General features: G+C 70.9%; 39 protein-coding genes. 35 read left to right on the top strand and 4 right to left on the bottom strand.

The features are described from left to right. Nucleotides 1-88 precede the first annotated feature (88 nt). Entirely contained in the window at nucleotides 89-643 is a 555-nt protein-coding gene (locus HDG69_RS19115; RefSeq protein WP_246256697.1) for a DNA cytosine methyltransferase, read from the top strand. On the opposite strand, the gene HDG69_RS19420 is transcribed toward HDG69_RS19115, so the two are convergent. Both HDG69_RS19420 and HDG69_RS13870 read right to left on the bottom strand, forming a co-directional pair. Continuing rightward, nucleotides 609-743 carry a hypothetical protein gene (locus HDG69_RS19420; protein WP_281360204.1) on the bottom strand — a complete coding sequence of 45 codons (135 nt, stop codon included), beginning with the start codon at nucleotides 741-743 and terminating at the stop codon, nucleotides 609-611. The genes HDG69_RS19115 and HDG69_RS19420 overlap by 35 nt on opposite strands. A 28-nt stretch (nucleotides 744-771) precedes the next feature. Beyond that, a complete protein-coding gene (locus HDG69_RS13870) occupies nucleotides 772-1,002 on the bottom strand; it encodes a hypothetical protein (RefSeq protein ID WP_171784405.1) in 231 nt (76 codons plus the stop codon). A gap of 196 nt (nucleotides 1,003-1,198) precedes the next feature. Between HDG69_RS13870 and HDG69_RS13875 the strand changes: the two genes are divergently transcribed. The 27 genes from HDG69_RS13875 to HDG69_RS14005 all read left to right on the top strand — a co-directional run bounded on the left by HDG69_RS13875 (nucleotide 1,199) and on the right by HDG69_RS14005 (nucleotide 15,889). Beyond that, on the top strand, nucleotides 1,199-1,468 hold the full coding sequence (locus HDG69_RS13875) for a hypothetical protein (RefSeq protein WP_171784406.1): 270 nt from the start codon (nucleotides 1,199-1,201) through the stop codon (nucleotides 1,466-1,468). A 23-nt stretch (nucleotides 1,469-1,491) separates the two neighbouring features. After that, nucleotides 1,492-2,070, top strand: coding sequence for a helix-turn-helix domain-containing protein (locus HDG69_RS13880; RefSeq protein ID WP_171784407.1), 579 nt, complete (start codon nucleotides 1,492-1,494; stop codon nucleotides 2,068-2,070). After that, complete coding sequence (locus HDG69_RS13885; protein ID WP_171784408.1) at nucleotides 2,067-2,252, top strand: hypothetical protein; 186 nt, start codon at nucleotides 2,067-2,069, stop codon at nucleotides 2,250-2,252. Before HDG69_RS13880 ends, HDG69_RS13885 begins: the two co-directional genes overlap by 4 nt. Continuing rightward, nucleotides 2,249-2,518, top strand: coding sequence for a hypothetical protein (locus HDG69_RS13890; RefSeq protein WP_171784409.1), 270 nt, complete (start codon nucleotides 2,249-2,251; stop codon nucleotides 2,516-2,518). Before HDG69_RS13885 ends, HDG69_RS13890 begins: the two co-directional genes overlap by 4 nt. 3 nt (nucleotides 2,519-2,521) lie before the next feature. Beyond that, nucleotides 2,522-2,815 (top strand): hypothetical protein, encoded by a 294-nt coding sequence (locus HDG69_RS13895; protein WP_171784410.1) that lies wholly within the window; start codon nucleotides 2,522-2,524, stop codon nucleotides 2,813-2,815. Beyond that, nucleotides 2,812-3,054, top strand: a complete 243-nt coding sequence (locus tag HDG69_RS13900) for a hypothetical protein (protein ID WP_171784411.1) — start codon at nucleotides 2,812-2,814, stop codon at nucleotides 3,052-3,054. The genes HDG69_RS13895 and HDG69_RS13900 overlap by 4 nt, the downstream gene beginning before the upstream one ends. Beyond that, nucleotides 3,051-3,785 carry a hypothetical protein gene (locus HDG69_RS13905; RefSeq protein ID WP_171784412.1) on the top strand — a complete coding sequence of 245 codons (735 nt, stop codon included), beginning with the start codon at nucleotides 3,051-3,053 and terminating at the stop codon, nucleotides 3,783-3,785. The genes HDG69_RS13900 and HDG69_RS13905 overlap by 4 nt, the downstream gene beginning before the upstream one ends. Then, nucleotides 3,782-3,940 carry a hypothetical protein gene (locus HDG69_RS13910; RefSeq protein WP_171784413.1) on the top strand — a complete coding sequence of 53 codons (159 nt, stop codon included), beginning with the start codon at nucleotides 3,782-3,784 and terminating at the stop codon, nucleotides 3,938-3,940. Before HDG69_RS13905 ends, HDG69_RS13910 begins: the two co-directional genes overlap by 4 nt. Next, the gene (locus HDG69_RS13915) at nucleotides 3,937-4,659 is read left to right on the top strand and encodes a hypothetical protein (protein ID WP_171784414.1); all 723 of its coding nucleotides are present in this window, start codon (nucleotides 3,937-3,939) and stop codon (nucleotides 4,657-4,659) included. Before HDG69_RS13910 ends, HDG69_RS13915 begins: the two co-directional genes overlap by 4 nt. Further along, nucleotides 4,656-4,916, top strand: a complete 261-nt coding sequence (locus HDG69_RS13920) for a hypothetical protein (protein WP_171784415.1) — start codon at nucleotides 4,656-4,658, stop codon at nucleotides 4,914-4,916. Before HDG69_RS13915 ends, HDG69_RS13920 begins: the two co-directional genes overlap by 4 nt. Further along, a complete protein-coding gene (locus tag HDG69_RS13925; RefSeq protein WP_171784416.1) occupies nucleotides 4,913-5,257 on the top strand; it encodes a DUF6221 family protein in 345 nt (114 codons plus the stop codon). The genes HDG69_RS13920 and HDG69_RS13925 overlap by 4 nt, the downstream gene beginning before the upstream one ends. A 146-nt stretch (nucleotides 5,258-5,403) precedes the next feature. After that, nucleotides 5,404-6,105: a hypothetical protein gene (locus HDG69_RS19120; RefSeq protein WP_246256620.1), complete on the top strand. Its 702-nt coding sequence runs from the start codon at nucleotides 5,404-5,406 to the stop codon at nucleotides 6,103-6,105. 123 nt (nucleotides 6,106-6,228) lie between these two features. Beyond that, the gene (locus HDG69_RS13935) at nucleotides 6,229-6,471 is read left to right on the top strand and encodes a hypothetical protein (RefSeq protein ID WP_171784417.1); all 243 of its coding nucleotides are present in this window, start codon (nucleotides 6,229-6,231) and stop codon (nucleotides 6,469-6,471) included. Beyond that, nucleotides 6,440-7,837, top strand: a complete 1,398-nt coding sequence (locus tag HDG69_RS13940; protein ID WP_171784418.1) for a hypothetical protein — start codon at nucleotides 6,440-6,442, stop codon at nucleotides 7,835-7,837. Before HDG69_RS13935 ends, HDG69_RS13940 begins: the two co-directional genes overlap by 32 nt. Nucleotides 7,838-7,841: 4 nt before the next feature. After that, on the top strand, nucleotides 7,842-9,071 hold the full coding sequence (locus tag HDG69_RS13945; RefSeq protein WP_171784419.1) for a phage portal protein: 1,230 nt from the start codon (nucleotides 7,842-7,844) through the stop codon (nucleotides 9,069-9,071). Continuing rightward, on the top strand, nucleotides 9,055-9,762 hold the full coding sequence (locus HDG69_RS13950) for an HK97 family phage prohead protease (RefSeq protein ID WP_171784420.1): 708 nt from the start codon (nucleotides 9,055-9,057) through the stop codon (nucleotides 9,760-9,762). Before HDG69_RS13945 ends, HDG69_RS13950 begins: the two co-directional genes overlap by 17 nt. A 145-nt stretch (nucleotides 9,763-9,907) precedes the next feature. Further along, nucleotides 9,908-11,296, top strand: coding sequence for a phage major capsid protein (locus tag HDG69_RS13955; RefSeq protein WP_171784421.1), 1,389 nt, complete (start codon nucleotides 9,908-9,910; stop codon nucleotides 11,294-11,296). A gap of 59 nt (nucleotides 11,297-11,355) precedes the next feature. Next, a complete protein-coding gene (locus HDG69_RS13960) occupies nucleotides 11,356-11,580 on the top strand; it encodes a hypothetical protein (protein ID WP_171784422.1) in 225 nt (74 codons plus the stop codon). Nucleotide 11,581: 1 nt separating this feature from the next. Continuing rightward, nucleotides 11,582-12,256, top strand: a complete 675-nt coding sequence (locus HDG69_RS13965) for a hypothetical protein (RefSeq protein WP_171784423.1) — start codon at nucleotides 11,582-11,584, stop codon at nucleotides 12,254-12,256. Continuing rightward, nucleotides 12,253-12,798 carry a hypothetical protein gene (locus tag HDG69_RS13970; RefSeq protein ID WP_171784424.1) on the top strand — a complete coding sequence of 182 codons (546 nt, stop codon included), beginning with the start codon at nucleotides 12,253-12,255 and terminating at the stop codon, nucleotides 12,796-12,798. Before HDG69_RS13965 ends, HDG69_RS13970 begins: the two co-directional genes overlap by 4 nt. After that, nucleotides 12,795-13,187 (top strand): DUF6093 family protein, encoded by a 393-nt coding sequence (locus HDG69_RS13975; RefSeq protein ID WP_171784425.1) that lies wholly within the window; start codon nucleotides 12,795-12,797, stop codon nucleotides 13,185-13,187. The genes HDG69_RS13970 and HDG69_RS13975 overlap by 4 nt, the downstream gene beginning before the upstream one ends. Further along, nucleotides 13,187-13,582: a hypothetical protein gene (locus HDG69_RS13980; protein WP_171784426.1), complete on the top strand. Its 396-nt coding sequence runs from the start codon at nucleotides 13,187-13,189 to the stop codon at nucleotides 13,580-13,582. The genes HDG69_RS13975 and HDG69_RS13980 overlap by 1 nt, the downstream gene beginning before the upstream one ends. After that, entirely contained in the window at nucleotides 13,582-14,001 is a 420-nt protein-coding gene (locus HDG69_RS13985) for a hypothetical protein (RefSeq protein WP_171784427.1), read from the top strand. Before HDG69_RS13980 ends, HDG69_RS13985 begins: the two co-directional genes overlap by 1 nt. Nucleotides 14,002-14,067: 66 nt before the next feature. Then, nucleotides 14,068-14,262, top strand: a complete 195-nt coding sequence (locus HDG69_RS13990; protein ID WP_171784428.1) for a hypothetical protein — start codon at nucleotides 14,068-14,070, stop codon at nucleotides 14,260-14,262. Between the two features lie 3 nt (nucleotides 14,263-14,265). Next, nucleotides 14,266-14,793, top strand: a complete 528-nt coding sequence (locus HDG69_RS13995) for a phage tail tube protein (protein WP_171784429.1) — start codon at nucleotides 14,266-14,268, stop codon at nucleotides 14,791-14,793. Between the two features lie 92 nt (nucleotides 14,794-14,885). Beyond that, nucleotides 14,886-15,557: a hypothetical protein gene (locus HDG69_RS14000; protein WP_171784430.1), complete on the top strand. Its 672-nt coding sequence runs from the start codon at nucleotides 14,886-14,888 to the stop codon at nucleotides 15,555-15,557. 32 nt (nucleotides 15,558-15,589) lie between these two features. Continuing rightward, a complete protein-coding gene (locus HDG69_RS14005) occupies nucleotides 15,590-15,889 on the top strand; it encodes a hypothetical protein (RefSeq protein ID WP_171784431.1) in 300 nt (99 codons plus the stop codon). Here HDG69_RS14005 and HDG69_RS14010 read toward each other — a convergent pair. Together HDG69_RS14010 and HDG69_RS14015 are read right to left on the bottom strand one after the other, a co-directional pair. Next, a complete protein-coding gene (locus HDG69_RS14010) occupies nucleotides 15,871-16,206 on the bottom strand; it encodes a hypothetical protein (RefSeq protein ID WP_171784432.1) in 336 nt (111 codons plus the stop codon). The two genes, HDG69_RS14005 and HDG69_RS14010, sit on opposite strands and share 19 nt — an antisense overlap. After that, nucleotides 16,203-16,439 carry a hypothetical protein gene (locus tag HDG69_RS14015; protein WP_171784433.1) on the bottom strand — a complete coding sequence of 79 codons (237 nt, stop codon included), beginning with the start codon at nucleotides 16,437-16,439 and terminating at the stop codon, nucleotides 16,203-16,205. Before HDG69_RS14015 ends, HDG69_RS14010 begins: the two co-directional genes overlap by 4 nt. Before the next feature lie 440 nt (nucleotides 16,440-16,879). Between HDG69_RS14015 and HDG69_RS19630 the strand changes: the two genes are divergently transcribed. Genes HDG69_RS19630 through HDG69_RS14050 form a run of 7 tightly spaced genes read left to right on the top strand, consistent with a single transcriptional unit; the run spans nucleotide 16,880 to nucleotide 25,345 of the window. Then, entirely contained in the window at nucleotides 16,880-17,149 is a 270-nt protein-coding gene (locus tag HDG69_RS19630; protein ID WP_171784434.1) for an HNH endonuclease, read from the top strand. Continuing rightward, nucleotides 17,149-21,651 (top strand): tape measure protein, encoded by a 4,503-nt coding sequence (locus HDG69_RS14025; protein ID WP_171784435.1) that lies wholly within the window; start codon nucleotides 17,149-17,151, stop codon nucleotides 21,649-21,651. The genes HDG69_RS19630 and HDG69_RS14025 overlap by 1 nt, the downstream gene beginning before the upstream one ends. Continuing rightward, a complete protein-coding gene (locus tag HDG69_RS14030) occupies nucleotides 21,651-22,508 on the top strand; it encodes a hypothetical protein (protein WP_171784436.1) in 858 nt (285 codons plus the stop codon). Before HDG69_RS14025 ends, HDG69_RS14030 begins: the two co-directional genes overlap by 1 nt. Continuing rightward, entirely contained in the window at nucleotides 22,508-23,686 is a 1,179-nt protein-coding gene (locus tag HDG69_RS14035; RefSeq protein ID WP_171784437.1) for a DUF5047 domain-containing protein, read from the top strand. The genes HDG69_RS14030 and HDG69_RS14035 overlap by 1 nt, the downstream gene beginning before the upstream one ends. Continuing rightward, complete coding sequence (locus HDG69_RS14040; RefSeq protein WP_171784438.1) at nucleotides 23,683-24,540, top strand: hypothetical protein; 858 nt, start codon at nucleotides 23,683-23,685, stop codon at nucleotides 24,538-24,540. The genes HDG69_RS14035 and HDG69_RS14040 overlap by 4 nt, the downstream gene beginning before the upstream one ends. Continuing rightward, nucleotides 24,537-24,782, top strand: coding sequence for a hypothetical protein (locus HDG69_RS14045; protein ID WP_171784439.1), 246 nt, complete (start codon nucleotides 24,537-24,539; stop codon nucleotides 24,780-24,782). The genes HDG69_RS14040 and HDG69_RS14045 overlap by 4 nt, the downstream gene beginning before the upstream one ends. After that, nucleotides 24,782-25,345 (top strand): hypothetical protein, encoded by a 564-nt coding sequence (locus HDG69_RS14050; RefSeq protein ID WP_171784440.1) that lies wholly within the window; start codon nucleotides 24,782-24,784, stop codon nucleotides 25,343-25,345. Before HDG69_RS14045 ends, HDG69_RS14050 begins: the two co-directional genes overlap by 1 nt. The last annotated feature ends 7 nt before the right edge of the window (nucleotides 25,346-25,352 follow it).

Consider the following 25,352-nt stretch of genomic DNA (forward strand, 5'->3'; position numbering starts at 1 on the left):
TGAACGGGGGCTCGCAGCACCCGGACAAGCGGAAGGCGGGCGGTCACGGGCCGACGCTGGCCGACGAGGTGGAGCACCTGCTCCCGACGTGACCCTGCTGCCCACGCCAACAACTCGCGACGGCAAGGGGCGCAACCAGCGGGGCGACGACACGTGCCTCCCGGGCGCGCTACTGCCGACGCCCCGCGCGACAGACGGCACGAAGGGCGGACCGAACCAGCGCGGCAGCTCGGGCGACCTCATGCTCCCGAGCGCAGTCCGGCTCATGCCGACGCCGCGTGCGACTCACTGGGCCAAGACCTCGGAGCGTGCCCGGGTGGAGTACGGGTCCTCGGACTCCCTCCCGGACCTCGTCGACAAGCGGACGTTCGGCCAGTACGCCGACGCCATCGCCCGCTGGGAGCCTGTCGTCGGACGTCCTGCCCCCGCGCCCACCGAGCCCACCGGAAAAGGTGGAGTGCACCGCCTGAGCCCCCGGTTCGTCGAGTGGATGATGGGCCTCCCCGACGGCTGGGTCACCGACGTCGGGCTCTCCCGCAGCGAGCAGCTCAAGGCGCTCGGGAACGGCGTGGTGCCCCAGCAGGCCGAGGCCGCACTGGGGCACATGCTCACCGTTCGCTCTCTTGAGGCGGTGACGTCGTGACGTACTCGACGAGAGCCCGCCGCACGACGTCGGACACCGTCTCGCCGTTCTTCTCTGCCTGCTCGCGCGCCGCCGTCCACACCTCGTCCGAGACGCGCACGTTGCGGAGCGTGGTTCCTCGCGCCACGTCAGGCCCGACCGATGCGCGCGCCGACCGTGGCCCGACCGCCCGCACGCTCGCGGGAGTCGGCGGTCTCGCGCTGGGAGCGGACGACCTCGGCGCGCGTCATGCCGAACGAGATCACGTCGTCGGGAGCGCCCGCCGCCTCGAGAGCGTCAGCCTCGGCGCGCATGTTGGCGACGACCTGGGCGGTGCGGGCGGAGATGCGGCCTGCCTGGGTGCTGGTGACGGTGCTCATGGTGACTCCCTCGGTGGTCCCTGCGGTGCGTGTACCCACACCCTAACACCATGTGTACCTACACCGTCAACCCGAGAGCGGGTGAAGACCTCGTGACGCCCTGCCCGCGCTGCCGCCGCTACGTCGGCACGACCGTCTGGGCCCGGATGTGGCACCTGCAGGTCCACGGCTGCCCACCACCACGAGAGGAGGGGTGATGGCTGTTCCGCGCTTCGAGGGCCAGTCCGACGCCGAGGCCGCCGTCATGGCGATCTGGGCGACGGTCGGCGTCGCCATGGATGTGGCCGCCGGTCGCGCCCTCGACCCCAACTCATACCCCCTCGTCCCGCTGGGGCGCGACGCCGCCGCGTCGCACTTCATCCGCAAGACGCTCGGCGATCTTCTCGAACTCGGCTACTGCCCGGAGGGCTGGGAGAAGGCGTTCATGGGACCCCTCCCTGGCGATCCCAGCTGGGGCGGTTCGTGATGGGCGCCCGCAACGTCTCGGCCGTGTTCACGCTCTGGCCCGATCTGCCGCCCGCCCCGAAGGTGCTGCTGCTCGGCATGGCCCTGGTGGCACTGGACAACCCGAGCGACAAGGGTCGGCCGGCGCGAGTGTTCTTCGGCGGCGAGGACACGCTCTGCGAGTACTCGGGGCGCTCTCGATCGGCCACCTACCGAGCACTGTCGCTGCTCCGCGAGGCGGGCGCGGTCGAGGTCATTGACGCCGGCCGGAACCGTCACCGGGCTGTGTACAAGCTCGTCCTGACCGCCGAAGAGGTCGAGGCGAAGCGTCCGAACCTTGGGACCGGGAAGGGTCCCAACCTTGAGACGGAAGGGTCCGAAGGTTCGGACCGGAAGGGTCCCACAAACGCGACCCCTAGGAACCACGGAGGAAGAGACCAGGAATCACGGGGAGGAGATATCTCCAGCAAGGTTCCCGTCTCACCTGCCGCTGTGGACGACGACGCAGACCCCGATTCCACCCTGACCGACGCCGAACGAACCGAGCGGCACAACCGGCAGCTCATCGAGACCCACGGACTCATCCCGGCACTGCGACTCATCGAGGGAGGCAAGACCGCATGAGCACCGACCACCGAGCCCGCTGCGCCACCCACCACCACAGGCTCCCGTGCCCCATGCATGCCGCCGACCACAAGGCCGGCGACCACACCGGCCGCCCGCAGGCCGACTGCCCCGACTGCGCCACCCCCGCACCCACCCCCGACGCCGCCCGAGCCGCGGGGAACGACCTGGAGGACTCATGACCCAGCCCACGAAGTACCGCAAGCTCCCCGTCGAGATCGAGGCCGTCCGGTTCGACGGCACCAACGCCCAGCAGGTCGCCGAGTGGATCGGTGAGGAACAGGACGGCTGGACCTACAGCGACCGGAACGACTTCTACGAGATCGAGACGCTCGAGGGAACCATGACCGCCCTGCCTGGCGACTGGATCATCCGCGGCGTGCAGGGCGAGTTCTACCCCTGCAAGCCCGACATCTTCGCCGCCACCTACGAGGCCGTGGAGGACTGACCGATGACCGACTTCCGAGAGGCGCTCGCGTGCGCCATCGCACCGAGCCTGGTGGACCGCCAGAACCGCCTCGACAAGGCGCTCTCGCAGCTCGACGTGCTCGGCCTGACCGACGACGAGAAGCGCCAGGCTCTCGACGCCACGACGAAGCTCGCAGCCTCCGGCGCGCTGCACGAACCCGAGCTCGTCTACGTCCTGTGCCGGATCGCGGCCCAGGGGTGCATCACCGATGCCGACCTCGCCGCGCTGGAACACGCGGGAATCAAGGACCGCACCCATGGACGGAGCACCCGATGACCGAGACGCCCGGCATCGAGACGACGCCCGAGCGCATTGGGGAGCGCTTCTGGCCCAGGGTGCAGATCACCGGCTTCTGCTGGGAGTGGTCCGCCGGACATGACCAGAAGGGCTACGGGTACTTCTACGTGGGCAAGACGACGCTCCGCGCGGAGGAGTGGGAGAAGCGGCACTACGACTTCCACACCGAGTGCCTGCTCGCGCTGGTCGAGGGCGAGATCGAGAGGAGCACGACATGAGCGCGTGCATCAGCCGACACGGCGAGTACAGCGACCACGAGCCAGACGAGACCTACGCCTGCCGCCTGTGCGGAGCGATCGACACCGACGCCCTCGTTGCCGAGGTGCGGCGCCTCACGCAGTGGAAGGCCGAAGCGCTCGAGGTGCTGTCCGGCTGGGAGAGCGTCTGGGAATCGCTGGGCAGGCCGGGACAGCTCGGGCAGCCGAAGTCCACCGGAGTGTTGGCCGAGGTGCGGCAGCTGACCGAGGAGCAGGACCGGGTCGTCACGCTGGCGGCAGCGGACCGGGACTACGCCTACATGCTTGAGGGCGTCGTGGAGCGGGTGGAGGCGCTGGTGTTCCCGCTGGAGGACGGCGGCCCCACCGACGACGAGACCCTGAGCGTCCGGGACCTCCGCGCCGCACTGCACCCGCAGGAGCCGCACGCGCCCGCCCAGGACGCGGGGAGCGGGTCGGACGGGGCCGAGGGCGCGGGGGGCGGGAACGGGGCTCAGATCGCCGGGAGCGACCGCAAGCGGTACGTCGTCACGGTGCCTTCGTGCAACTGCGACGCCGAGAGCACCTTCGTCGAGCTGACCGAGGAGGAGGTGGCGCTGCTGGAGCGCGTCGACAAGGCCCTCGACCCGCTCGCGGGGATCGGCGTCGAGCCGGTCGAGGAGGCCGAGGAGTGGCACCTGGACGCCGCCGAACGGCACGCCCGCTGGAACGCCATCGAGACGGAGGAGCCATGAGCCCGCACATCGCCTGGCAGCGGGCGACAGACGACGTCGAGCGACGTGTGTCCGCGCTCGAGGACGCCCGTGACGAGCAGTGCCCCCGGTGGATCGCCGCCACTGCGACTGCGCTCGTCTTCCTCGCCAACCTCGCCCGATGGGAGAAGTCATGACCCTGGACGAACTGCCACTGGGGACGGTGCTCGACGAGCTCGCCAGCACCTACGAGACCGTGGCCAGCCTGCCTGCCGTCGTCGAGCGCATCGGCGGGGCCAGCACCGGCAAGCCCGGATCGAAGCTGCCGCCCGGGATGAGCGAGACGCTGGACGTCGACGAGCACGAGCGGGCCGTCCACGAGCTCGACGAGTGGGCCGAGTTCGTCGGCCACGTCCTGCTCGACGAGGGGCTCGCCGGCCCCGTGCCGGACTCGACGCCCGGACGCCTGCGGTTCGCCGCGACCTGGTCCACGGTCGTCGAGAACCACCCGGACATCATGCTGCGGTACGCGCTGCAGCAGGACGCCCGCGAGCACCTGGTCACGATGCGGCGGCTGTCGCGGCGGGGGACGCGGAAGGTGCGCACCGAGAGCGCGTGCATGGACGTGGCGTGCACGGGCCAGTTCGTGGCGACCATCGACGGCCCGGAGGTGGACGGCTACATCGTCTGCGACCGCTGCGGCATGCGCGTCGAGAAGGACGTGTGGGAGCGGTGGGGCTCGAGGTCCGAGTGGATCACCGTCGAGCGGGCCATGACCATCCTCGGCGTCACGACCAAGCAGGCCGTGTGGCAGCGTGCCAAGCGCGGGAAGTGGCGGCGGCAGGGCGACGGGCGACACGTGAGGTACCACGCGGAAGACGTCCGCGGGGAGACGAGTGGAAGGATGAGCGCATGATCGACCTGGAGAACATCGGGCCGGCGGACATCGGCAAGGCGTTCCGTGTCACGCACCGGCTCGGCGCGGTCGAGGGCCCGCTGACGCACGTCGAGTGGGACACGGGAGCCGTCGAGGACTCGGTGGCCTGCGAGGCCACGCCTCGCTACGTCGCCGGTGCGACGACCGTCAGGCTCACCATCGGCGGCCAGAGGTTCACGTTCGAGCAGACCGGCCACGGCTACCGCGGCCCGGGCATCGAGCGGGTGGGCGCATGACGATCGTCGAGTTCCTGACCGCACGCCTGGACGAGGACGAGGCGGTGGCGCGAGCACTCATCGGGTCGCCGCTCGCTGGTGAGTTGATGGGTGCGGGCGTCCCGCTACCTCGCACCCCGGAAGGCCTGAGGTTCATGGCGTACAACCTGCCTCAGCGTGTGCTGATCGAGGTCGAGGCGAAGCGGCGGATCGTGGCGCTGCACAGCGGCGACGCGGCGTGGTGCAGCTGGTCGCAGGACGCGAACGAGCGCCACGGCGACGGGCCCGACTGTGACACGCTCCGCCTGCTCGCGCTACCCCATGCCGACCACCCGGACTACGACGAGGCGTGGAGGCTGTGACCAGCATCCATAGGCGCACGGCGCGTCAGTAGCGCAACCGATAGGCGCGGGCTATGCTGACAACTGTCAGCGCAACCAGTGCGCCCCGAAGGCCCTCCACCTCACGTAGGCGGGGGGCCTTCGGCGTACCCGGGGAGGTGTGCATCGTGCGCACCGTCGTCCTCCTGTGCGGGCCACCCGGCGCCGGCAAGACCACGCTTGCCCGCCAGTCCGACCTCGAGGTGTACGACCGGGACGACCCGCGATGGGAGTCCGAGTCCCACTTCACCCGCACCATCGCCCTGCTACGCACCAACCCGGGGGCACGGGCCGTGGTCATCCGGTCGGGTGCCACCACCTCCGCCCGCCGCAAGGCTGCCGCCCTGATCGGCGCCACCCACACCTACCTGGTGGACCCCGGGCGGGCCGAGGCCATGCACCGGGTCAAGGGGCGTGGGCGGGACGGGTGGAGGAGGGAGTGCCAGGGCGTGCTGCGCTGGTACGCAACCCACGACACCGACGACCGCGTGCAGGCTTTCCCCGGATGGGACCAGCTCGGGCCCGCCGCACTGCCGCCCGCTCCGCCCGTCCGCACCGTGAGGCGCACCGCCGCGGCCCGAGGCTACGGCGCAGCGCACCGCCGAGAGCGCGCGAGGTGGCAACGCACCGTCGACCAGGGCCTCGCGAGCTGCGCACGCTGCCACGGCCCGATCTTGCCCGGTGAGCAGTGGGACCTCGGGCACACCGACGACCGCACTGGCTGGACCGGACCCGAGCACCCTTCCTGCAACCGCTCAGCAGGCGGCCGCAACGGCAACCGAGTCGCTCGGGAGCGTCAGCAGATGGTCCGACGCGGCTGGTTCGACTGACGGCTCGCGAAATAGGACATAAGGGGTAGGGGTGGGTCCGAAGTTGGGCCGGCCGGCCGCCTCGACCCCCGGGCGCATGGACTTTCACACACAGAGCTCTCAGGTTCGGCGAGGGGGTCCGGGGTGAGCGATCGACTCGACCGCCTCAAGGCGCTGGCCGACACCCTCGAGGACTCGATAGCCCAGGCGGACCCGGAGAAGCGCGGCCCGCTCGCGGCCCAGTTCCGGGCAACCCTCGCGGACATCGAAGCGCTCGACCAGGACGCGAAGGCGGGTGACCCGATTGACGAGCTCGCCAAGCGCAGGTCTGCTCGTGGAGCAGGCACCGCCTCGGGTGAAGATCGCCCCGCCCGGGGGTCGCGCTAACTCCTGGGAGGACGTCGCTGACCTGTCGACGGCGTTCGGGCTGACGCTCGACCCGTGGCAGGAGCTGGTGCTGCAGTGCGCGATGGCTGAGCGTGCCGACGGCCGCTGGACTGCGAGCCGCGTCGGCCTGTCCGTGCCGCGGCAGAACGGGAAGTCTCAGCTCATCGTGTCCCGCGCCCTGGCCGGCTCGCTGTTGTTCGGCGAGAAGACGGTCATCGTGTCGGCGCACCAGCAGGACACGGCGCGCGAGACCTTCATGAAATTCATGGAGCTGATCGAGGCCAACCCTGCGCTCGAGGCTCGCCTGTCCGGCGGCAGCATCCGCACGGGCATCATGAACGCGTTCAACCGTGAACAGATCAAGTTCGCCAACGGCTCGGTCGTCAAGTTCAAGGCCCGGTCGGCACCCGGTGGTCGCGGCTTCTCGTGCGACGCGCTATTCCTCGACGAAGCGCAGATCCTCAGCGCCCGAGCGTGGGCGTCGATCAACTCGACGATGTCGGCCCGCCCGAACCCGCAGGTGTGGCTCCTGGGCACACCGCCCACCCCCGAGGACGACGGCGACGTATTCGCCCGCGCTCGCGACTCGGCGATGGACGGGTCGAGCACTCGGTCGGCGTATCTGGAGTGGTCCGCCGACCCTGCCGACGACCCGGCGCTCGAGGAGACGCGCGCGAAGGCGAACCCAGCGTGGAACAGCCGGATCAACCACGACGTGGTGCAAGGCGAGTACGAGACGTACTCGCCCGAGCAGTTCGCCCGGGAGCGGCTAGGCATCTGGGACGAGGACGTGCTCGACGTGTTCGCCGGCGCCTGGCCCCGCTGCAAGGGCGAGCCGCCGACGGTCCCGCCGGTGCGCCTGGCGGTCGCATGCGACCCCGACCAGTCCCAGGGCGCGATCCTCGCCTCGGCGGTCGACGAGGACGGGATTGTGCACGTTCGCCCGCTGCGCTACGAGCGCGGCACGGGGTGGCTCGTCGAGGCTGCGGCCGAGCTTGCCCGCGAGCTCGGAACGCCGGTCGTCGTCGACGGTGGCGGCCCGGCCGCCTCGCTGGTGCCAGACCTGAACGCCGCCGGCGTGCCGCTGCGAACCCTCAAGACGTCCGAGTTCCTCGACGCCTGCGCGGAGTTCCACCAGCTCGTGATGACCCAGCGGCTACGACATGCCGACTACGCCGAACTCAACGACGCGGTGCGCGTCGCCGTCAAGCGCCCGGTCCAGGATCGCTGGGCATGGGGGCGCCGGAAGTCCGCCGGCGATATCAGTCTGCTGGAGGCCGCAACCCTCGCTACCTGGGACGCACTGCATCCGCTCAAGACGAAGACCCCGACCGTGCATCGCTGGCCTGCTACCGCTGGGAGGTGAGCCCGTGGGCTTCCTGTCTCGCCTCTCCGCGCTGATCCCGACCCCTCCGACGGCCGCGCCGCCCGAGCGCCGCGAGTTCACCCCGTCGGTGCCGACCAACTTCGAGTCCGGCCTGTCGAGCGCCGGCGAGCACGTATCCGAGCGCACGGCCATGCGGTCGGTCGCCGTGTACGCCTGCGTGAAGCTGCTCGCCGACAACATCGCGACGCTGCCGATGGACTGCCTGCGCAAGGTCGACGGCATCCGCCAGGAGGTGCCGCGAACGCCAGCGCTCGTCCGGCGCCCGAACCCGTCGATGACCAACGTGGACTTCTACAGCCAGGTCGTGACGTCACTCGCCCTGCGCGGCAACGCCTACCTGATCGTCCAGGCGCGCGACGCCCTGGAGTACCCATCGAGCCTGCTGCCGGTCCATCCAGACGACGTGCAGATCGAGATCGACGAGCGCACCTACGCCGTGACGTACCGCTTCGGTGGGGAGGTCATCCCGGCCGCCGACATGGTGCACATCCCGCGACTGCGCGCCCCGGGCGCCGCGCTGGGCATCTCTCCCATCGGCGAGGCGGCGCAGTCGATCGGCCTGGACCTCGCAGCGCGCAAGTACGGTGCGAAGTGGTTCGGCGAGTCCGCGGACCCGTCATCGGTGCTCGAGTCGGCCGACGACCTGACCCAGGAGCAGGCCGACCGCAACATGGAGGCCTGGATCGACTCGCACGGCGGCAAGCGCCACCCCGCGATGCTGTCCGGCGGCCTGACGTACCGGCGCATCTCCATCACGCCCGAGGAGTCGCAGTTCCTCGAGACGCGCCGCTTCCAGACCGGCGAGATCGCCCGACTCTTCGGCGTGCCGCCGCACATGATCGGCGACACCGAGCGGTCAACGTCATGGGGCTCCGGGATCGAACAGCAGTCCATCGGATTCGTGCGGTTCAACCTGCGCCCGTGGCTGACCGTCATCGAGCAGGCGATCTCTGACCTGCTCCCCCGGGGGCAGTTCGTCCGCTTCAACGTCGAGGCGCTGCTGCGCGGCGACACCAAGGCCCGCTACGACGCCTACGTCTCGGCGCGCAATGCCGGTTGGCTGAACGTCAACGAGATCCGCGAGCTGGAGGACCGTGCCCCCGTCGAGGGCGGCGACGAGTACCTGCAGCCGCTCAACATGGGCCCTCTCGGGTCCGACCCGCTCGCAGACAAGGGCGGCGACCAGGGAGGTTCCGATGGACCGCAGGAGTGACCTGCTCGGCACGCGTGAGCGTCGCCTGATGACCGCACCCATGCAGGTGCGCGCCGATGGCGACGACACGCTCGTCGTCGAGGGGTACGCGAGCGTCTTCGAGTCGCCCTACGACATCTGGGGAGGACCCGACAAGGGCGGTTTCACCGAGATCATCGATCGTCGTGCCTTCGACAAGACGCTCAAGTCGAACGCGGACGTCCCCCTGCTGCTCAACCACGGCGGCATGCCTCTGGCGCGCACCAAGTCGGGCACGCTGCAGCTCTCGACCGACAAGCACGGCCTCAAGATGCGTGCCGAGCTCGACCGGCGCGACCCCGAGGTGCAGTCCCTCGGGGTCAAGCTCGAGCGCGGCGACATGGACGAGATGAGCTTCGCGTTCTACGCGATCCGCGAGCAGTGGGACGACGAGAAGGCCGAGCGTCGGCTGACCGAGGTGTCGATCCACAAGGGTGACGTCTCGATCGTGAACTACGGCGCGAACTCGGCCACCTCCGTCGGGCTCGTCGACGCCGTGCGCGCTCTGGCCGAGGCCGACGAGTCCGAACTCGCCGCAGCGCGCTCCAGCCTCGACCGCGCTGAGGCCGAGGCCGCCCAGCGCCACCTCAACGCGTACCTGCGCGCACAGCGCGGTGCACGCACCACGACTTCCCTCGCCGCCGCCCGTGCGGTCATCGAGGGCCTGGCCTGACCTCAGGCCACCCGCAACACCCCGTTCGCGCCGTCACCCCACGCCCCCGCGCCGCAGCAGCACTGCACCCGGGCCGCGTCGCCGTGCCACCCGAGCGATCCCCCGCAACCCACTACCCGGACACCGGGAGAAGGGAGATGCCGTCATGGACGAGCGTCTCAAGCGGCTGATCGCCAAGCGCGAGGCAGCCCAGAAGGAGCGCGAGCAGCTGCTCGCCCAGCGCAAGGCCATCGTCGAGGTGGCTGAGGACGAGGCCCGCGAGGACCTCTCCGAGGAGGAGGACACGGAGTTCCGCGGCCTCACCGCCAAGATCAAGGACAAGGACGGCGAGATCGCCCGCTTCGACGAGCGGATCTCCGAGCTGTCCGAGGAGGCCGAGCGCGAGGCCAACATCACCGACGGGGCTCGCGCCGTGCAGCGCGCACGCCGCCGCGCGGAGGTCGTCTCCGAGGAGGCCACGTACCGCCAGGACGGGCGCGCGTCCTACTTCCGGGACATCGTCTCGGTCGGCCTCAACATGGACGGCGATGGCGGTGCCCGGCAGCGCCTCGACCGCCACGCCCAGGAGGTCAAGGAGGCCAAGGGCGAGTACCGCGACCTGACGCGCACCGACGGCGAGGGCGGATTCTTCGTCCCGCCGGCGTGGCTCATGTCGCAGTGGGTGGAGCTGGCCCGTGCCGGCCGCCCGACGGCGAACGTCGTGCCCGGCGAGCCCCTGCCGCCCGGCACGGACTCGATCAACGTCCCGAAGGTCGCCACCGGCACCTCGACGGCGATCCAGACCGCGGACAACGCGGCCGTCTCCGAGACGGACCTGACCGACACCTCGGTGCCGGCGCCCGTGCGCACCATCGCCGGTCAGCAGGACATCGCGGTGCAGCTGCTCGAGCAGTCTCCGGTCAGCTTCGACCAGGTCATCTTCGGTGACCTGGTGGGTGACTACGCGACCAAGCTCGACCAGGGCGTCCTCTCCGGAACCGGGTCGAACGGCCAGGTGGTCGGCATCCGGAACACGGCCGGCATCGGGACCGTCGCGGTCGCTGCGGCCACGGTCGCCGCCATCTACGGAGGCATCGCCCAGGCCACGTCGCAGATCAACACGAGCCGGTTCCGCCCGGCCACGGTGATCGTCATGCACCCGCGCCGCTGGTCGTGGCTGCTGGGCCAGCTCGACTCGAACGACCGCCCCCTGGTCGTGCCGGGCGCGCAGGCCCCGCAGAACTCGCTCGCGTCGTTCGGCTCCCTCGGGGCCGAGGGTGTCGTCGGCACTCTGCTCGGCCTGCCGGTCGTGCTGGACGCCTCGATCCCCACGACGCTGGGCACCGAGTCCAACGAGGACGTCATCCTCGTGATGAAGGCCGACGACCTGCGCCTGTGGGAGTCCGGCATCCGCACCCGCGTCTACCCCTCGGTCGGCTCGGGCACCCTCACGGTCCGCCTGCAGGTGTACGGCTACCTCGCCTTCACCGCCGGCCGCTACCCGCAGTCGGTCGTGGAGCTCACCGGCGCCGGGCTCGTCGACCCGTACGCCTGATCCACGCAGGGGCGCCCGGCAGCACGTCGGGCGCCCCTCGCTCATCGAGAGGACGAGCCATGGCTCTGAGCAAGAACCGCGCCGGTGCGCCGGCGACACGCGACTACGACGCCGACCGCAAGGCCGCCACCGAGCGACTGCTCGCCCGCGCCGAGCGTCAGGGCGACAGCGCGACCGCCGAGAAGGCTGCCGCCATGCTCGGCCGCAAGCCCAAGGGTCGCGGCCGCACCCCGGCCAAGGAGAACGCCGCCGAGCGCCAGGCACCCGAGACCGCCAAGGACTGACGTGGTCCGCGTCGACACCCACTACCCGCTGCTGCGGGCCCGGCGTGAGCGGGACGCCACAGCCGCTCTCGTGCCGGTGGTCGACGCGATCACGGATGACCTGGCCGCCCGCCTGTCGACCGGGGCGAGGATCACCGTCCCGGCCGCCCTGCGCCGAGACCTGCGCGACGTCATCCACGCCGAGCTGACGACCACCGCGGACGAGGCCGGCCAGCGCGTCGCCCTGGCTCTCGGTGACGAGCGGGCCCGCAAGTGGGACCCCGAGGTGATGCAACCGTGGCTGCGCAAGACGGCCGCGAGCATCGCCGACGGCGAAACGGAGTACTGGGCACGGCTCGTGCGCTACTTCGCCGAGAACCCCGACGAGGCGACCGACGCGGCGATGGACGCACTGGTCGTGCGCATCTCCAAGCAGGCGCCTGCCCTGGCTGGTGACATGGTCACGGCCTCGATCAGCTTCGCTGCGCAGGATGCCGGCGAGGCCAACGACGCCGAGTTCAAGGTCTGGCGCGTCAACTCGACGAACCCGCGCGAGTCGCACGCCGCACTGTCCGGCGAGACCGTGCCCATGCGGGAGTCGTTCTCCAACGGGCTGCGCCAGCCCGGCGCCCGCGGCCCTGCCGAGGAAACGGCCAACTGTCGCTGCTCGATCGACATCGTCAAGGGGGACTCATGACGAATGACATGGTCGGCCCTGAGGACCTCGACGACCGACCCGGCGCCCCGTTCTCCGAGACCGAGGTCGACGCCGCCGTGGCCGCCATGCGCAAGACGGCAGGGTGGCACATCGCCCCCAAGCGCCCTAGCGAGACCGTCTACCTCGACGTGGGCATGCGGGAGCGGGTGCTGCGGCTGCCCACCCTCAAGCTCGACGAGATCGCCGACGTCCGCGACGCGACAGGCGACGACCCGGTCACGATCGAGCCGGGCGGGTACCGGGCCTCGCGCAGGACCGGGCTCGTGCGCCGCACTGGGGGCTACTGGCCGGCAGGGTACGAGGCGGTCGAGGTCGACATGACCCACGGCTACGACGAGACCCCGCCGGACCTTCTGCCGCTGATCGCGCAACTTGCCCTCACCGAGCGCCGCGACCGGTCCGTGCGCACCGTGTCGGTCGACGACGCGTCCACGACCTACGCGAACGCCACGACGGCGCTGGCGGGCATCGCTGGTCGGACTGGCGCCCTGGCGCCCTACGTGATCCCGGTCGTGCGATGAGCATGCTCGACGCGATCGCTGCGGCCATCGGTCCGATGCGACGCCAGGCCGAGTCCCTCATGGTCGACCTCTGCACGGTTGGCCGCCCCGGCGAGCCGGTCATGGACCCCGAGACGGGCGTCGTGACCACGCCGGCGATCGAGGTCTACACCGGCCCCTGCAAGATCCAGACCTACGCCCCACACGAGCAGACCCCGGAGGCCGGCTCGTCCTCGCCGACGGTGCAGCGGTACTCGATCCATCTACCCGTCACCGCGGGCCCGGTGCACGTAGGTGACGTCGTCTCGGTCGGCTCCCGCCGCTTCCGCATCACCGCCCCGTTCGACAAGACGTGGATGACCGCGCAGCGGCACTACGTCGACGAGCTCACGACCGTCGAGGAGGCGTGATGACCGGCATCTCGTTCGACACCTCCGAGCTGCGCACCCTCTCGGCAGACCTGGCCGCGGCGCCCGAGAGTGCCGCCAAGAAGGTCCCCGCGATCCTGGGGCGAGGCGCGAAGAACATCCGCGACCAGATGCGCTCCGAGGCCGAGAAGAGCCGCCGGTACTTCAAGCTCGGCTACACGATCGACTACGAGAAGGTCCGCGAGGAGGGCACGTCGTTCTCCACGGAGATCGGCCCGAACCGCGCCCGCCACGAGCAGGCCAAGCTCGCGCACGTCGCGTACTTCGGTGGCGTGCACGGCGGTGGCGGCACGCTGCCGGACCCGCAGGGCGCGCTGGACGCCGAGGCGCCGGAGGTCATGAAGTACCTGGCGCGCGAAGCGGCGGACGTCTTCTGATGCTCGCGCACCTGCAGGCGCTGGAGGCGTCCCTGGCGACGCTGGGGCGCCCGGTGCACCGGATCTACGCGCCGGACGACGCGCTGGCCGACCTGCCGTACCTCGTGCTCGAGGCGCCCGGCTGGGGCGGCGTGCTCGACATGCCGGTCTGTGGCACCTCGCATTCCCTGCACACGACCTTCCGCGTGAAGGCCGTCGGGGCGAACCCGGACTCCGTGCTGCTCACGCTGCGCCGGGTCCGGGCGCTGTGGTCGCCGGCTCACGAGTGGACCACGGTCCCAATGCCCGGGCGCCTACTGCAGGTCCACTACGAGCGATCCGAGGCCGTCTTCGTCGACCGCGACGTGACCATGCCGGCCTCGAACACCCATCCGGGCGTCGGCGTCGAGACGTACTCGCTCGACTCTCAGCCCGCCTGACCCCTACCCACCCGACCCCGTCGCGCCAGCGTGCGGGGTTCTCGCCATGCCCCCAGGAGGCTCATCGTGCTCGTCGACGCCTACGACAACCGCACCGGCAAGAAGCTCCCGAACCGGGTGCCCGCCAAGGCCATCGGTCACCCGGTGGTCGGCCCGCACCTGTCCCGTACTCCGCGGTCGAAGGCCGCGGGCAAGAAGGCCGCGCCGTCGGCGCCGGCCAAGTCCACCGAGACCCCGGTCGCCGGGGAAGGAAAGGAGTGAGCCATGCTCACGCTCGCTGACGGCCGTACCCGGGTCGACGTCACGCTGACCATGCCCGAGGGCTACGACGAGGGGGACTTCGCCGAGCCCCTGGAGCTCACGCTCACGGACCTCACGGCCCTGATCGACGCCACGTGCCAGATCAACAAGCCGGACTACCGGCTCTCTGCGTCCGCGTCGGACACGGTGCCGGACCAGCCACTGTGCCGGTCCGGGAACGCGACGACGTTCGGCAACTCGAACTACGAGGGCACGGTCACGGTCCTGCGCGAGCTGGACGAGACCGGCCACGTCGACGCCGCCGAGGACACCCTCTTCACCGCGATCGGCGAGAAGGGCGTGATGGCGTACTTCGTCGAGCGGATCGGGCCGAAGGCCACCGTCGCGCTCGCCGAGGGCGACGAGGGCTGGATCTACGAGGCCCTGACGGACGAGCCGCAGGAGCCCTCCGACCGCTCGGGCTACGTCAAGAACATCGTGCCGCTGGGCATCCAGTCCCGGCGCCGGTTCGCGATCGTCGCTGGCCCCTGACAGACCCCCGGCCCGCGCGTCTCACAGGTGCGCGCGGGCCGGGCACCACCCCTGACCTGTGACCTGACCTGTGGACCTGTGAGGAGAGACCTGTGGACCAGACCAAGGACGCCGCCGGCGTCACCGAGGACTTCGACCTGCTGGCCTTCGTGGAGACCGGCACCATCGCGACCCGTGAGGTCGTGATCTACACCGACCACGAGGCCGCGCGCCGCTGCCAGGAGATCGAGGCCGCGCTCGACGCGCTCGACGACGACGGCCCCGACGACCGCAAGCAGGACGCGCCCCTGGGCGCCGAGTCCGACGAGACCCGCCGCGCCGAGCTCGAGGCGGAGGCCGAGCAGTGGCTCGAGCGGCTGCAGGCCTCCAAGATGACCTGGACCGTGCGGGCGCTGTCGAACGACGAGATCAAGGCCTCCTTCGACGTCGTCGCGGCGCCGAAGATGCCGGTCCCGCCGAAGGAGGGCGTGGCCCAGGCGATCAAGGACCGGTGGCACGAGCGCGTCGAGGAGTACGGCCGCAAGAAGGCCGAGGCCGACGAGGACCGCAACCTCGTGCTGGTCGCCAACGCCGTCGTCGGGATTGAGACGCCGGCGGGCTCCACCGGCTCCGTGACCGTCGAGCAGCTCAAGGCGCTGCGGTCCAAGCCGCACGGCCAGCAGTGGATCGACCGGCTGTACACCGCTGTGGACGCGGCGACCTCGGACGAGGTCGAGCCGCCGGTCCCTACGTCGCCCGGGCGCTCCACGAGCTCCCGGGGCTGACCCACGCCCTCCGGGTCGCGCAGAAGTGGTCTGTGCGCCCGGAGGCCTACCTCGGCCTCGGCAAGCCGAACCGGCCGTGGACGAACCGTGACCGGGTGCTCGCTGGCGGGCTGGTCTACCTCGAGCAGTCCCTGAACGCGCACGGCATCCCGTCGTGGGTCGCTCAGGACCCGGACCGGATCTTCGACGTCGACGAGGTCGTGGACCATGCGGCGGCGCTCGTCGAGGATACGCAGGCCGAGTACGCGAGCAACCCGACCGCCGACACCCACGGCCTGCGCATCACCGTGCAGGACAAGGGGCCGCGGGGGTCTCAGTTGGCCGGGGAGTAGAAGGTGATCTCCGGCTCTCCGGACTCCATGCTGCACTCCCAGTGCGCGTAGGGGCGCTCCTCGCCACCGACGATCTGGCCGATCGTGCCCTTGATGAAGTCGCCGTCGGTGAACGTCACCTCGGTGAAGCGGTTGTCGCCGCCGTAGGTGCTACTCGCAAGGCTCCGACACTGGCTTCCTGCGGACTCGCCGCCGCTGAACGACGAGATCGTGCACGAGGCGATCAGCAGCAGCACCAGCCCTGCCGGTACGGCACAGCCCCACAGAAGGCAGCCGTTGCCGCCCTTCTTGGCCCCCTCGGGCGCCTCCTCGGTCACCAGCCCTGCTCCTTGACGTCGATGCAGCGCTCGCCCGTCTGCGGGGCGCGATCGAGCGGCCCAACGCCTTCGAAGGTGCAGTAGTAGCCGTCAGTGCGCCGATCCTGCTCGCGCGCTTCGTACACCTGGACGGCCGTGTAGATCGCTCCCACGACCACGAGGACGCCGAGGATCACGAACATCGGCGCCGACCTCCACCACGGCGCATACGTCTTCGTCTCCTGGGCAGTCATCGACCCATCGTCTCAGAACTTCATACCGACCGGGGGGTGATCTCGTGGCTGATGAGCGCTCCTGCGGGATCGACGGATGCGACCGGGCCCTCCGGCCGGGAAGCGGCCGAGGCATGTGCGGGATGCACTACCAGCGTTGGCGGACTCACGGCGACCCGCTGTACGTCACCCCGCGAACCAAGGTGGTCGGCGTCGGCAAGTGCTCGATCGACGGGTGCTCGGGAGTCGTCCAGGCCCGCGGATGGTGCACCAGGCACTGGACGCGATGGCATCGCCACGGTAGCCCTACGGCCCGAGCTCGTGGCGAGGTCGTCGACGGTCGGAAGGTGTGCCCGAGGTGCGGCGTCGATACCCCGGTGGTCGAGCTGCGAGGCCCGTACTGCCGAGAGTGCAGCAACCGTCGCGCGGCGGAGTGGAAGAGGAAGAACCCGCGCGACCGCGTGACGAAGTATCTCGACGCCCGCCGCGCCCGCGTGCTGGGCGCAGAGTTCGAGGTCTTCGACCGGGTCGAGATCTTCGAGCGAGACGGCTGGGTCTGCGGCATCTGCGATGAGCCCGTGGATCGAGGCATCGCCTGGCCTGACCCGATGAGCCCGAGCCTGGATCGCGTCGTGCCGATCGCACGCGGGGGCTCCCACACGCGCGCCAACACCCAGTGCTCGCACCTCACCTGCAACACCGCCAAGGGTGCCCGAGAGGAGGTCGCCTGATGGCCGATGACAGGACTGTCCGCGTCGTGATGCGGGCCGAGATCGGCCAGTACAAGCAGGCGATGGACCAGGCCGCGAAGGCGACCGAGAAGGTCGGCGAGTCGACGGAGAAGGTCTCGAGCTCGGCGCGCAAGGCGTCGGGTGTCATCGTCACCGTTGGCGAGTACGCCAACCGCAGTGGCAAGCAGACCGAGTCCGCCTTCCAGCGGATGGTGAAGTCGGCCGAGCAGAACCGCCAGGCGTGGGACGCCACCGGCAAGGTGCTGCTGACGGTCGGCACTGCGACGGCAGCGCTCGGCGCGGCCGCGCTCAAGACGGGCATCGAGTACAACCAGTTGCAGCAGACGACCCGCGCCGCGCTGACGACACTGCTGGGTTCGGCTTCGGCCGCCGCCGACCAGATGGACCGGCTCGACGACTTCGCGCGCAACAGCCCGTTCTCGAAGGCTGTCTTCATCCAAGCGCAGCAGCAGATGCTCGGCTTCGGTGTCGAGGCCGAGAAGGTCGTCCCGGCCCTGTCTGCGATTCAGGACGCCGTCGCAGCCATGGGTGGCTCGAACGAACAGATCGCGGCCATCTCCGAGATCATGGCGCGGATCAACTCCGAGTCGCGCCTCAGCGGTGATGCGCTGCAGCGGCTGGGGTACTACGGCATCGACGCCGCGCAGCTCATCGGTGACCAGATGGGCAAGACGGCGTCCGAGATCCGCGACATGGCCAGCAAGCCGGGCGGCATTCCGGCCGCCCAGGTCTGGGACCCGCTCGTCAACGGCATGCAGGAGGAGTTCGCGGGCGCGGCCGACGGCGTGAAGGAGACCTTCGCGGGGGCCGTGGATCGAGTGAAGGCCGCGTGGCGCGACTTCGGCGCCGAGCTCGCCAAGCCCCTTGTCGACCCTGAAGGCGGCGGCGCGCTCGTCGACCTGCTCAACTGGGCCGCCGACATGATGCGAGCGTTCGAGCGCCTGCCTGAGCCGCTCCAGAACACCGCTACGGCGCTCGCTGTCATCACGGCCGCCGTCGGTGTCCTCGGGGGCGGGTTCGCCCTCCTGACGCCGCGGATCGTGGCAGCCAACGCCGCCCTGACCGACTTCGCGACGCGCGGCAAGGGTGCGGCGCTGGCCGTGAAGGGCGTCCGGGCGGCCGCCGTCGGGCTGCCCGCCGTGCTGGGCGCCGCCGCCGTGGCCTTCGGTATCTGGGCTACGAGTGCCGCTGAGGCGCGCGCAGAGACCGAGGCGTGGAAGGCGACCCTGGACGACGCCGGCAACACGACCGCCGACTCGATGACACGCCTCTCCGAGGTCCTGACGCAGGATCAGCGCGGCTGGCTCGACCGCCTGGCGGGCGCCGACTTCTACTCGATCAAGTCCGCCGCGGACGACCTCGGCCTCTCGGTGGAGCAGCTCGCGGGCTACATCCAGGGCGTCCCGGAGGACATCGCCGCCGTTACCCGTGCTGCTGAGGAGTGGGACGCCAGCCAGAAGAACGTCAACGACACCGAGTTCTACAACCGCGGCCGGATTGTCACCGACATGCTCGACGAGCAGCGCAAGTCGCTCGGCCTGGGAGCCGAGGAGGCTCGCGCCGCCGGCAGTGCAGCGGACGACCTCGGCGCGGCTCAGGACGGCATGTCCGACTCCGCCTACGACGCGACCGCAGCCATGGAAGAGCAGCAGAAGGCGCTCGAGGCGGCGGAGAAGGCGCTCGAGGACTGGCGCGACATGGTCGCGGGCGCGGACGCGTCCTTCATCGGCCTGACGGACGGCTTCCAGTCGGTCATCGACAAGAACCGCGAGATGGCCGAGGAGGCCGCCGTCGCGTCCGGCGACGCCGAGAAGTCGTGGGAGGACTTCTACGACGGCACGACCGTCAGCATGAAGGAGTGGATCGCCGAGCTGGAGGCGCAGGCCACGGCGCAGGCGAACTGGCGCGACAACATCCTCAGCGTCACGCGTGACATCCGCGAGCAGATGCCAGCCGACATGGCGGCCGCCGCGCACGCGATGGTCGACGAGCTCATCGAGGCGGGCCCTGCGGGCGCCGCGGCGCTGCAGACCTTCGCCGACGCGAGCCCGAAGCAGCGTGAGCGCCTCGTCGAGGCGTGGCGCGGCACCGGCGGCGACATCGTCGAGGCTGTCGAGTCGGAGCGGAACCCGGTCATCCAGATCGAGGCTGACGGGTCGATCGCTGAGAGGGATCTCGGTCTCCTGCTGGACGAGATCAGCAAGGCCGAGGGCACCCTCTCAGTCGAGGGCGACACAATTCGGGCATCCGAGGCGGTGCGCTCGCTGACGGCCGAGGTCAACGAGGCCGAGGGCACGGTCACGATCTATGGCGCCGACGGCGAGGCCGTCGCGACGCTGCGTGACTACGTGGCCGACGTCGACGCGACCGACGGCACCGTGACGATCCTCGGCAAGGACGACAAGGGTCGGGCGACCGTCGTCAGCCTGACCGACTGGATCGACGACCAGGGCGCGTCGGTCAAGGTCGACGCGGACACGTCGAACGCGCTCAAGTCGCTGGAGCTCTTCCGCTCCGAGGTCACCAAGCCGATGACGACGACCGTCAACGGCAAGGTCGTCTTCGACTTCGCCGCCAACGGCAAGGCCAACGGATTCGGCGACGGCGAGGGCCACGGCTGGCCCGGGACCACTCCGCGCGGCGTGGGCCAGATGACACAGGCCGTCAAGAGCCTGGATCCGGGCGCGCAGATCACGTCGGGCTACCGGCCGGGCGCAGTCACGGCGACCGGCCGTCCGAGCTACCACGGAATGGGCCGAGCCGTCGATATCGTCTCGCCGAACATGGGGCGCACGTTCGACCTGCTGGCGCAGGCCTTCGGTTCGCAGGCGAAGGAGTTGTACTACACGCCGCGCGGCTTCATCCGCAACGGCCGACGGACCAACGACGTCGCGGACGTCACGCGCCGCACGCACAACAACCACGTGCACCTGGCGCTGGCGGCCGGCGGCGGGGTCCGCGGACCCGGCACCGGCACCTCGGATTCGATCCCGGCGCTGCTGTCGAACGGCGAGCACGTGTGGACCGCCAAGGAGGTCCAGGCGGCTGGCGGTCACGGCGCCATCGAGGCGATGCGCCGGGCCGTGCTGGGACAGGTGGAGGCGTTCGCCGCCGGTGGCGCAGTCGGGTCGGCGGACCGGGCTTTGGGTCGCGCGCAGGAGCGTCGTGACCGGGCGCGCGAGCGTGCTCAGGCGGCGCGTGCCGCACAGCGCAACGCCGAGCGGGCGCTGTCGGATGCACAGAAGGGTGGCGCCCCGGACTCGCGGGTGCGGACTCTGGAGCGGCGGGTGCGGGACGCTGAGAAGCGCACCGCGACGGCGGAGCAGCGTCTGGACGAGCGTCGTCAGGCGGTGCAGGACCAGCGTGCCCGACGTGGTCGTCTGCGCGAGGAGCGGCGCGAGCTTCGGACCGACGTCCGGCGCGGCGCCATCCAGGACCAGGCCACGGGGTCGCTGTCGGGGGCCTACGCGGTCGCCGACGACATGATGGGCCTGGCGCGCTCGGGTGACCTGACGAAGAAGCAGTCGAACCGGCTGGCGGACGCGTCCCGGTCGGCCGAGCGCGAGATGCGCAAGCTCTACGCGCAGGCCGAGAAGATCGAGAAGCGGCTCGCCGACGCCCGGGACCGGGTCCAGGAGCTGGGCCAGATTTCCTCGCAGGTGTCGAACACGATCACCGGCGGCTTCTCGCTGGCCGACGCCGCCAGCCCGCAGCAGCGCACGAACGCTCGCGGCGAGGTCTGGTACGACTCCCCGACCGGGAAGTCGATGCTGGCGAAGGCGAAGGCCTACGCCGGCCGGGCGAAGAAGTTCGCCTTGACGCTGCGCAAGCTCGAGCAGCAGGGCTTCTCCGGCGCCGTCCTGCAGGAGGTCGCCTCCATGGGCGTCGAGGGCGGCCAGGAGGCCGCTGACGCCCTGCTGCAGCTGTCGAAGTCGGACGCGAAGCAGATGAACGCGGCCTACAAGGACATCGAGTACTGGGCGGGTCGCTCGGGCCAGGTCGTGACCGAGGGTTTCTACAAGGGCGGCCTGTCGGCTGCCGAGGGCCTCGTGGCGGGCCTGGAGAAGAACCAGAAGAAGATCGAGTCGCAGATCGAGAAGGTCGCCAAGGGCATGGAGAACGCCCTCAAGCGGGCGCTCGGGATCAACAGCCCGTCGCGCGTCTTCCGCGACCTGATGCACCACGTCGGCGACGGCGCGGTGCTGGGCCTGCGGGACTCCGAGGCTGGCGTGTCGAAGGCCGCGGCGAACCTCGTCGCGCTGCCGTCGGCGGTCTCGCCGTCGGTGTATGCGACGCCGGTCGGCAACCGCAACCCGGTGAAGGTCGACGTCGGGAACGTCGTCGCGCACATGTCCGACGCGCAGATCCGCCAGCTCGGCGAGTACATCGTCACGGCCCAGGCCCGGACGGCCGCCGGTGTCGTGGCCGGGACCACGGCCGCCCAGGACAACGCGTCCCGCTACGTGACAGGAGTGCGCTGATGCCCACGAGCTCGGACGGCGTCATGGAGGCCAACTTCGACCCGCAGCGGAACCTCGTGAACCTCGTCGTCCATGGCGAGAACTGGTTCTTTCCGGAGTCGCCGGTCGAGATGACGATTCTGCGCTCGACGCCGGCGCAGGTCGCCACGCCCGTGCGCGGCGCGGAGCGCGTGCTGGCGCCGGGCGGGACGCTGGTGTGGTCGGACAACGAGGCGCCGATGGGGGTCGAGGTTCGGTACCGCGCCGAGGGCTTCTACAGCTCGGGCGGGTCGCACGTCTCGGCCCAGGCGATCGTCCCCATGATGGGCGCCGCGTGGGGCCTATGGGTCAAGGTCCCGGGCCGCCCGGAGCTGACGACGCGCGTCGAGGTGAACCTCGCGCCCGAGCAGTCCCGCGAGACGCTCGGCGGGTACTGGCAGATCACAGGGGCGGTGACGCAGGCCGGATTCCAGGAAGTGTCGGGCCCCACGCTGGCGCAGTCCGCCGGCATGGGGGCGCTGATGATCCCGGACCTGGAGGTCACGACGTACTCCCCGGCCGAACTGTCGGCCCTGCAGCGTGCTGTGCGCCAGGCCCCGGGTCAGGTGGTGCTGCTGCAGTCCGGCCAGCCCGAGGAGATCCCCTCGGGCTACTACCAGGTGCAGTCGATGAGCACGACGAACCCCGCGGGAATGCGCTCGGACCTGCAGCCCCTGCGGCGCACGCGGCTGTCGCTGGTCGAGGTGTCGACTCCCGCGGGCCCGGCGACCGGCTGGTCCGGCGCGACCTACGGGGACGTGGCCGATGCGTTCGCGACGTACCAGGACATCGTCGACGCGGACGTCTCCTACCTCGACCTCGCGACGGGCAACTTCTGATGTGGCCGGTCCCCGAGGCCTACGACGACGTCGTCCGGTCCTCCAACGGCCTGAGCGTGACGGTGGACGTCTTCAAGGCCGGGGTGCGGCTCTACTCGGGCCTGCCGGTGGTCGGGGGGTCGATCACGGTGGACGCCACCTCCGCGACCCGGCGCACCTGCAGCCTGACGCTGCCGCCGTTCCTGCCGACCGGGGCCTACTCCCAGGCACCGGCGCTGCCCGACCCCCTGGACGGGGCGCCGCGGCTGGCCACCCGCGGCCATGAGCTGCGGGTCCGGCACTCGCTGATCACCTCGGACGGCACGCCGCTGACCATCCCTGTCGGGCGGTTCCGGGTGGACGACCTGTCCGGGTCGGCCCTGGGTCGCACCGAGGTGACGCTGGGCGGAGTCAGCCGTGAGGCGCACGTGGCCGACGACGTCTTCATCAGCCCGCGCACCGTGCAGGGCCCGTCGGCGGCGGCGCTGATCGGCCAGCTGATCCGCGAGTCGCTGCCCCAGGCCGTCGTGATCAACGTCGCCTCGCACGACGCGCCCGTGCGAGAGATGACGGAGGGCTCGGACCGGTGGGGCCTGATCCTCACGCTGGCGACCTCCATCGCGGCCCAGGTCTACGCCGACCCGCTCGGGCAGTTCGTGATCGCCGACTCCCCGACGGTCGACACCGAGCCGGTGTGGACCTTCGCTCCCGGCGGGCGCTACTCGCCAGGAGGTGGCCGCACGCTCGTGGACGCCCAGCGCGCCGAGTCCCGTGCCGACGTGGTGAACCGGGTCGCGGTGCAGGGCAGCACGCCCGACGGCGCCCCGGACCCGATCGTGGGCGTGGCCATCGACGACGACCCGACGTCGCCGACGCGCTGGGGCGACCCGGACGCCGGCGCCTGGGGTCGAGCGTCGGTCGTCATCTCCCAGCCGAACCTCACGTCCCTGGCGCAGTGCCGCACGGTGGCGCGCGCCGAGCTCGCCAAGCGGACGGGGGCCGCGGCCGGCCTGGACCTGTCCGCCGTGCCGCACGCCGCCCTGGAGGCGCGCGACGTCGTCGACGTCGTCGTGCCGACCTCGGCGTCCGGGTACTCCCACACGGTCCGCCGCCATGTCATCGACCGCTTCACGCTCCCCCTGACCGCTGGAGGCGACTTCCCTGTGACGACGCGCGACCTGCGGGCGGTGACCGCATGACCTCGCCTGCTGCGGTCCTCGAGATGGTCCGGCGCGGGCGGACCCCGCTGCCCCGCATCGCCATCGTGACGGCGGCCACCTCGGGCACCCCGATGTCCGTCACCGTGCGGTTCGTCGAGGGCGGCGCGACCTTCCGCCCGCTCGTTCTCACGCACCTGCCGCTCCCGGCGGTCGGGTCGCACTGCCTGATCCTGCCCGCCGACGGCGGGTGGGTGTACGCCGGGGCCGTCGCTGACCCGAGCGGCGCCGTCGACTACCGCACCGTGGACTTGCTCCTGGAGCACAACTGGCACAAATCGAACTCGTCCGCGTCCCCGACGCCTTGGCAATCCCAGAGCGACCGCGGCAGCAGCGGGTATGTCGAGCAGGGCCGCTGGGGCCCCCAGGAGGGCGGGCCCGGCGCCCCCACCCCGACAGCCCTGCCGACAGTCGACTACGCCACGATCCTGCTGCACAACCTCGCCGCGCTCGACGCGATCGCGGCAGCCGCCGGCACCGTGCACCTGGTCGAGCTGGTCATGACCCGCACCGACCTCGCCACACCCGTCCAGGCGTCGCCGCGGATGTACGGCCACCAGTACACGGCGAGCAGCCCCCCTGTCGTCGGGCAGGAGCCCGTGCCGACGCCGGGCTTCGGGCCGCTGAGCCTGCCGGGCTTCTCGTCCGGGCAGACGGCCCGCTGGGTGCTCCCCGCCGCGTGGACGACAGCGCTCGCGTCCAGCGCGATCGAGGGCATCGGCTTCTACTCCGAGAGCACGGCCGACCGGTTCTTCTCCTCGCCCGAGGGTTCAGCGCTCGCGCTCAACGCGCGCCTGGTCGTGACCTACACCGCCCCGACGGACCTGTGGGAGTGAGCGCCGTGACCGACGAGGCCCCCGAGACCACCCAGCCGCCCCAGCCACCTGTGGAGGTCGACGTGTCCGACCACGACGCCGTCTTGCGCGCCCTCGGCTTCGACCCCGACCAGGTGCAGGCCGTCGTGCTCACGCGCACCGGCCGCCTGGCGATCGCCGCGGACTACCCGCCCACCGAGCACGACCCGGAGCCCGAGCCCGAACCGGAGCCCGAGGTCCCCGACGACCCCGAGGAGATCTGATGCTCATCGACCAGTGGCAGGGCTTCACCGGCCTGCCGGACTACGGCGACGTCTCGAACATCCCGACGCACCTCCAGGGCGCGTTCAACTTCCTCGGCGACCGCGCGGTCCCCCGGTATGCCTCCCCTGCCGCCCGCGACGCCGAGCTGCCTTCGCCCACCGTCGGGCAGATGGCGTGGGTCGGCTCTCCTGCCGCGCTGCAGGTCTACGACGGCGTCGGGACGCCTCCGTGGAAGACCGTGTGGCAGCCCGAGGACCCCTGGCACAACCTGACCTACACCAACGGGTGGGGCGGCACCGGCCGGTACCGCCGCGACTCGGCCGGGAACCTCCACGTGCAGGCGCGGCTCACGACGGTCGGCACCTCGTCCACCGGCGCGCAGCCGGCGTTCGCCCTCCCCGAGGGGTACCACCACACCCTCAGCACGTTCCTGCGACTGCCCGCTGGCGTCAACAGCTTCACCCTGGGCGCCGACGCGTACTTCTACAACGACGGCAGGGTCACGATCTCGCACAACGACCCCGGGTACGTCTCCATCAACGAAGTCCTCTCGCTCCGGTAGGCGCCGT

This window comes from Isoptericola halotolerans, from assembly GCF_013149785.1.
GTDB classification, from domain to species: Bacteria; Actinomycetota; Actinomycetes; order Actinomycetales; family Cellulomonadaceae; genus Isoptericola; species Isoptericola halotolerans.

Excerpts from the sequence above, each read along its gene's own strand:
- HDG69_RS13900 (WP_171784411.1), top strand. The coding sequence starts at position 2,812 with ATGACCGAGACGCCCGGCATCGAGACGACGCCCGAGCGCATTGGGGAG.
- HDG69_RS13895 (WP_171784410.1), top strand. The coding sequence starts at position 2,522 with ATGACCGACTTCCGAGAGGCGCTCGCGTGCGCCATCGCACCGAGCCTG.
- HDG69_RS13875 (WP_171784406.1), top strand. The coding sequence starts at position 1,199 with ATGGCTGTTCCGCGCTTCGAGGGCCAGTCCGACGCCGAGGCCGCCGTC.
- HDG69_RS13960 (WP_171784422.1), top strand. The coding sequence starts at position 11,356 with ATGGCTCTGAGCAAGAACCGCGCCGGTGCGCCGGCGACACGCGACTAC.
- HDG69_RS13870 (WP_171784405.1), bottom strand. The coding sequence starts at position 1,002 with ATGAGCACCGTCACCAGCACCCAGGCAGGCCGCATCTCCGCCCGCACC.
- HDG69_RS13925 (WP_171784416.1), top strand. The coding sequence starts at position 4,913 with ATGACGATCGTCGAGTTCCTGACCGCACGCCTGGACGAGGACGAGGCG.
- HDG69_RS13905 (WP_171784412.1), top strand. The coding sequence starts at position 3,051 with ATGAGCGCGTGCATCAGCCGACACGGCGAGTACAGCGACCACGAGCCA.
- HDG69_RS13885 (WP_171784408.1), top strand. The coding sequence starts at position 2,067 with ATGAGCACCGACCACCGAGCCCGCTGCGCCACCCACCACCACAGGCTC.
- HDG69_RS13985 (WP_171784427.1), top strand. The coding sequence starts at position 13,582 with ATGCTCGCGCACCTGCAGGCGCTGGAGGCGTCCCTGGCGACGCTGGGG.
- HDG69_RS13975 (WP_171784425.1), top strand. The coding sequence starts at position 12,795 with ATGAGCATGCTCGACGCGATCGCTGCGGCCATCGGTCCGATGCGACGC.
- HDG69_RS14025 (WP_171784435.1), top strand. The coding sequence starts at position 17,149 with ATGGCCGATGACAGGACTGTCCGCGTCGTGATGCGGGCCGAGATCGGC.
- HDG69_RS13910 (WP_171784413.1), top strand. The coding sequence starts at position 3,782 with ATGAGCCCGCACATCGCCTGGCAGCGGGCGACAGACGACGTCGAGCGA.
- HDG69_RS13890 (WP_171784409.1), top strand. The coding sequence starts at position 2,249 with ATGACCCAGCCCACGAAGTACCGCAAGCTCCCCGTCGAGATCGAGGCC.
- HDG69_RS14015 (WP_171784433.1), bottom strand. The coding sequence starts at position 16,439 with ATGACTGCCCAGGAGACGAAGACGTATGCGCCGTGGTGGAGGTCGGCG.
- HDG69_RS14035 (WP_171784437.1), top strand. The coding sequence starts at position 22,508 with ATGTGGCCGGTCCCCGAGGCCTACGACGACGTCGTCCGGTCCTCCAAC.
- HDG69_RS13970 (WP_171784424.1), top strand. The coding sequence starts at position 12,253 with ATGACGAATGACATGGTCGGCCCTGAGGACCTCGACGACCGACCCGGC.
- HDG69_RS14030 (WP_171784436.1), top strand. The coding sequence starts at position 21,651 with ATGCCCACGAGCTCGGACGGCGTCATGGAGGCCAACTTCGACCCGCAG.
- HDG69_RS14040 (WP_171784438.1), top strand. The coding sequence starts at position 23,683 with ATGACCTCGCCTGCTGCGGTCCTCGAGATGGTCCGGCGCGGGCGGACC.
- HDG69_RS13950 (WP_171784420.1), top strand. The coding sequence starts at position 9,055 with ATGGACCGCAGGAGTGACCTGCTCGGCACGCGTGAGCGTCGCCTGATG.
- HDG69_RS13955 (WP_171784421.1), top strand. The coding sequence starts at position 9,908 with ATGGACGAGCGTCTCAAGCGGCTGATCGCCAAGCGCGAGGCAGCCCAG.
- HDG69_RS14050 (WP_171784440.1), top strand. The coding sequence starts at position 24,782 with ATGCTCATCGACCAGTGGCAGGGCTTCACCGGCCTGCCGGACTACGGC.
- HDG69_RS13920 (WP_171784415.1), top strand. The coding sequence starts at position 4,656 with ATGATCGACCTGGAGAACATCGGGCCGGCGGACATCGGCAAGGCGTTC.
- HDG69_RS13995 (WP_171784429.1), top strand. The coding sequence starts at position 14,266 with ATGCTCACGCTCGCTGACGGCCGTACCCGGGTCGACGTCACGCTGACC.
- HDG69_RS13915 (WP_171784414.1), top strand. The coding sequence starts at position 3,937 with ATGACCCTGGACGAACTGCCACTGGGGACGGTGCTCGACGAGCTCGCC.
- HDG69_RS13980 (WP_171784426.1), top strand. The coding sequence starts at position 13,187 with ATGACCGGCATCTCGTTCGACACCTCCGAGCTGCGCACCCTCTCGGCA.